The 4,086-nt window shown below is 42.2% G+C and carries 4 protein-coding genes and 3 tRNA genes; 6 read left to right on the top strand and 1 reads right to left on the bottom strand.

Features of this window, described 5'->3' with window-relative positions:
• Nucleotides 1-253: 253 nt before the first annotated feature.
• Both murB and birA read left to right on the top strand, forming a co-directional pair.
• Entirely contained in the window at nucleotides 254-1,279 is a 1,026-nt protein-coding gene (gene murB / locus AB4298_RS20925; RefSeq protein ID WP_371988298.1) for a UDP-N-acetylmuramate dehydrogenase, read from the top strand.
• 1 nt (nucleotide 1,280) lies between these two features.
• Complete coding sequence (gene birA / locus AB4298_RS20920; protein ID WP_371988297.1) at nucleotides 1,281-2,243, top strand: bifunctional biotin--[acetyl-CoA-carboxylase] ligase/biotin operon repressor BirA; 963 nt, start codon at nucleotides 1,281-1,283, stop codon at nucleotides 2,241-2,243.
• A 29-nt stretch (nucleotides 2,244-2,272) separates the two neighbouring features.
• Here birA and coaA read toward each other — a convergent pair whose 3' ends face one another.
• Nucleotides 2,273-3,223 (bottom strand): type I pantothenate kinase, encoded by a 951-nt coding sequence (gene coaA / locus AB4298_RS20915; protein WP_371988296.1) that lies wholly within the window; start codon nucleotides 3,221-3,223, stop codon nucleotides 2,273-2,275.
• A 234-nt stretch (nucleotides 3,224-3,457) separates the two neighbouring features.
• Between coaA and AB4298_RS20910 the strand changes: the two genes are divergently transcribed.
• The 4 genes from AB4298_RS20910 to AB4298_RS20895 all read left to right on the top strand — a co-directional run.
• Nucleotides 3,458-3,533: transfer RNA gene (locus AB4298_RS20910), tRNA-Thr, on the top strand.
• 7 nt (nucleotides 3,534-3,540) lie between these two features.
• Nucleotides 3,541-3,625, top strand: a tRNA-Tyr gene (locus tag AB4298_RS20905).
• Nucleotides 3,626-3,660: 35 nt separating this feature from the next.
• Nucleotides 3,661-3,734 (top strand) — tRNA-Gly (locus AB4298_RS20900).
• Between the two features lie 197 nt (nucleotides 3,735-3,931).
• Nucleotides 3,932-4,086 (top strand): GTP-binding protein (locus AB4298_RS20895; RefSeq protein ID WP_371988295.1); only part of this gene is annotated, 155 nt, incomplete at its 3' end.

Raw genomic sequence — 4,086 nt, 5'->3', positions numbered from 1 at the left:
GCGATAAGCCCTGCTAGCAATAGCAAGGCTTTTTCGTGTCTGAAATCTATTGGCTTGTTTGTTTTGTATACGCTATATTTGCCATTGAGCTTAGATTTTCTATAAATTCCCCGTTAGCGACAATTACCTTTAGTGCACTTAACATTCGCTTTTCTTCGATTGTTTAATCACGCTGCTACATCGAACATGCTCTATGCTTCTGCGATTTGCTTCTTTAGGCTACAATAGCTTTTTTCTTCCAAATGATATTCAAATGCCAACCAGCTCGCTTTACTCTCTTAAAGACTTTAATACTTTCGCGTTAGCACATGGCTGTGAGCAATTAGTTCGTGCCATTACGCTAGATGTGTTAGTTGATACCTGCTGCAAACTTTATCAAGCTAACCAGCCGATGCTGATTTTAGGTGGTGGTAGCAATATAGTTCTTTGCGAAGACTTTCTTGGCACGGTGGTGTTGGTTGAAACTAAGGGTGTTGATGTTTTTGAGGATGAAAACGATAACTACCTAACGGTAGCCGCAGGTGAGAGTTGGCATGATTTAGTTTGTTTTTGCTTGAATAAGGGCTTTTCTGGATTAGAAAACATGGCGTTGATCCCCGGGACTGTTGGCGCTGCGCCAATCCAGAATATAGGTGCCTATGGTGTTGAGCTAAATCGCTTTTGTGAATGGGTAGAATATGCTGATTTGAATAATGGTCAGCTAGTTCGTTTAAATGCCGATGAATGTGAGTTTGGCTACCGTGATTCTGTTTTCAAAAATGATTTGTTAGGCAAAGCCGTTATTACTAGAGTTGGCTTTAAACTGCCAAAAACCTGGGTGCCACAGCTAGGTTATGGTCCGCTTAGAGAGTTTGACGTTAAGCAGGTAACACCAAAGCAAGTGTTTGATTGTATATGTGAAACTCGCCGTTCTAAGCTGCCCGATCCTGCTGTATTAGGTAATGCTGGCAGTTTTTTTAAAAATCCGGTAATTGATACAGCGCAGTTTGAATCTTTAGTTTCTGTATATCCTGATATGGTTGGCTATTCTCATGGAATAGGCCAAACGAAAGTCGCTGCCGGTTGGTTAATTGATAAAGCGGACTTGAAAGGTCATCAAATTGGTGGGGCCGCGGTGCATAAAGAACAAGCGCTAGTTTTAATTAATAAGGGTGATGCGACCAGTGATGACGTTTTAGTATTGGCGAAATTTATTATAGATAAAGTAGAAGATAGATTTGGGATTAGATTGGAAGCTGAGCCTAGAATGATTACTGCAACTGGTGAAAGGAGTTTATAGCATGGCTGAACAATGGATTCGTAAACGTGAGATCCTAACTGAGTTGGCATTAGGCGCATTTGTGTCTGGTGAGGCGTTAGCCTCTCAACTTGGGGTATCTCGCACTGCTATTAGTAATCATATTTCAGGCTTAGAAGAATATGGTGTCGATATATATAGCGTAAAGGGCAAGGGCTATCGTTTAAATGGACCTATTTCTTTGGTTGATGAAGCTAAGTTAAAAGAGCAGATCGCCAACCGTTGTTTTTATTTTGATGAGATCCCTAGCACTAATGCGTTTATCTTAAAGCATGCTGAGGACTTGGTATCTGGTGATATCTGCGTTGCTGAATATCAATCAGCAGGACGCGGTCGTCGTGGTAGAGTTTGGGTTTCACCTTATGGCTGCCATTTATATTTTTCCATGTTTTGGCAATTCCCACATGGTATGGCTCAAGCTATGGGATTGAGCTTAGTGGTGGCCTGCTCGATTGTGACCGTGCTTGAAAAGCTTGGCGTAAAAGATGTTGGCGTTAAATGGCCTAACGATATTTACCTTGAGGGCCGTAAGCTTGCGGGGGTATTAATCGAAATGTCAGGTCAGACCGACAGTGAATGCAATTTAGTTGTGGGTATTGGTCTTAATATGGCGATGGGGGAGCAGCATGCATCCCTGATTGACCAGCCTTGGAGTGATTTGACGAGTCAACTGCAGATGCCGGATAAAACGGCATTACTTGCTTTGCTGCAAAAGCAGTTACAACAAGACCTAAGCTTATTCCAACAAGCAGGATTAACAGCATTTACTGAGCGCTGGGCTGCAGCTGATTTATTTGTTGGTCAGTCGGTTAAATTATTAATGGGCCAAGACGAAGTCCACGGGCTCTGTAAAGGCATCGATGACCAAGGTGCTATTGTTTTAGAAACTGAAAATGGCTTACAAAGCTATATTGGCGGCGAGATTAGCCTGCGCAAAGCAGACTAATTACAATTAGCTAGTATAGAGGTCTAAAGCTATTTACGTAATAGGACTTGATCCATCATATGGTCAGGTCCTTTTTGTAAAATAAGGTGTGCTCTTTCACGAGTAGGTAAAATATTAAGGGTTAAATTTGGCCCATTAATCGTGTCCCATATGTTAGAGGCCGTTGCGGTCGCTTCTACATCATCAAGTTTTGAATAGTGATGGAAGTATGAGTTTTCATCACTAAAAGCTCCGGTTCTAAATTGCAGAAAGCGATCTATATACCAACGCTTTAAGAGTTCTTCATTAGCGTCAACATAAATTGAAAAGTCTACAAAATCAGATACAAAAGGTCGTTGTGTATCTACAGGTGAATCTTGACCTGTTTGTAAAACATTAAGCCCCTCAATAATGAGTATGTCGGGTTGACGAACACATTGCTGCTCATCTTGAATGCGATCATAAGTAATGTGCGAATATATCGGCGCATTGACTTCTGACTCACCCGCTTTTATAGCCGAAATAAATTCAACTAGGGCTTTCATATCATAACTTTCAGGAAAACCTTTGCGTTGTAGCAATCCTCGGCGTTTGAGCTCAGCTAGCGGGTATAGAAAGCCGTCTGTAGTAATTAAATCGACTTTTGGGTGTTCAGGCCAATGACTTAATAATGCTTGTAAAATTCGAGCTGTGGTACTTTTCCCTACGGCAACACTACCAGCAATACTGATGATGTAAGGTCGCTTTGGTGGGACATGTCCAAGAAATTCATTTAATGCAAGGCCACGTTGCTGCTTAGCGCCTACGTTGAGGTTTAATAAGCGGCTTAACGGCAGATATATATCTGTTACTTCTGATAAAGAAATCTTTTCGTTGAGACCACGCAAGTCGGCCAAGTCGTTTTCACTTAGCGTTAACGGCACCGATTCTCTTAGTCCAGACCATTGTTGGCGTTGAAAAGCGAGATATAGTGCATTTTGGATCTGGTTAGTTTGCGGCATCGCGAAGTTCTCCGTTAAGGAGGGCACATTACACCATGGAATTATTCTGAACAACTGTAATGAGATTTGCGCTGCTCGCTTTAAACGCTAATTGGTTTCAAAAGCTCTAAAATTGTACAAGAAAGCCACTTTGAGGCCGAAAAACCATCATTTGACCGTTTTTTTTAATATATTTTCACTTTAGCTATTGCACTTGTGCGCACATTTCCATAATATCCGCTACCGAAATGACACGCCGGCATAGCTCAGTTGGTAGAGCAACTGACTTGTAATCAGTAGGTCCCGAGTTCGACTCTTGGTGCCGGCACCATTTCTCTGGAGGGGTTCCCGAGTGGCCAAAGGGATCAGACTGTAAATCTGACGGCTCAGCCTTCGAAGGTTCGAATCCTTCTCCCTCCACCATATTCTAGGTAGTTAGGTAACCTGAAGTAGGTTCCGCGGATGTCGTATAATGGTATTACTCCAGCCTTCCAAGCTGATAACGCGGGTTCGATTCCCGCCATCCGCTCCAAAATCTTGCTGATAATACTTAATCAGTAGAAAGCACTCGGCAACGAGTGCTTTTTCCAGTTTAAGACTACCTATCAGCGCCAACCTTCTTCTCGCCAATCTAATTATCTTACTAACTGATTCGATGACATTTTGTATGCATCGGATTTTTTGCTATATGCAGTTTCATCACCAAAGACTTTGGATTGGGGCAATACCATGGCTAAAGAAAAATTTGAACGCGTAAAACCACATGTTAACGTGGGCACCATTGGTCACGTTGACCATGGTAAAACTACTCTAACTGCTGCTATCTCTGCAGTATTGACTAAGAGCTTCGGTGGTACTGTACGCGATTTCGCACAGATCGATAA

The sequence above is a fragment of the Shewanella sp. 10N.261.52.F9 genome, from assembly GCF_041471165.1.
Taxonomy (GTDB): Bacteria; Pseudomonadota; Gammaproteobacteria; order Enterobacterales; family Shewanellaceae; genus Shewanella; species Shewanella marinintestina.
Note: the sequence above shows the minus strand (reverse complement) of the source record. Positions and strands in the feature narration are given on the sequence as shown.

Excerpts from the sequence above, each read along its gene's own strand:
- coaA (WP_371988296.1), bottom strand. The coding sequence starts at position 3,223 with ATGCCGCAAACTAACCAGATCCAAAATGCACTATATCTCGCTTTTCAA.
- murB (WP_371988298.1), top strand. The coding sequence starts at position 254 with ATGCCAACCAGCTCGCTTTACTCTCTTAAAGACTTTAATACTTTCGCG.
- birA (WP_371988297.1), top strand. The coding sequence starts at position 1,281 with ATGGCTGAACAATGGATTCGTAAACGTGAGATCCTAACTGAGTTGGCA.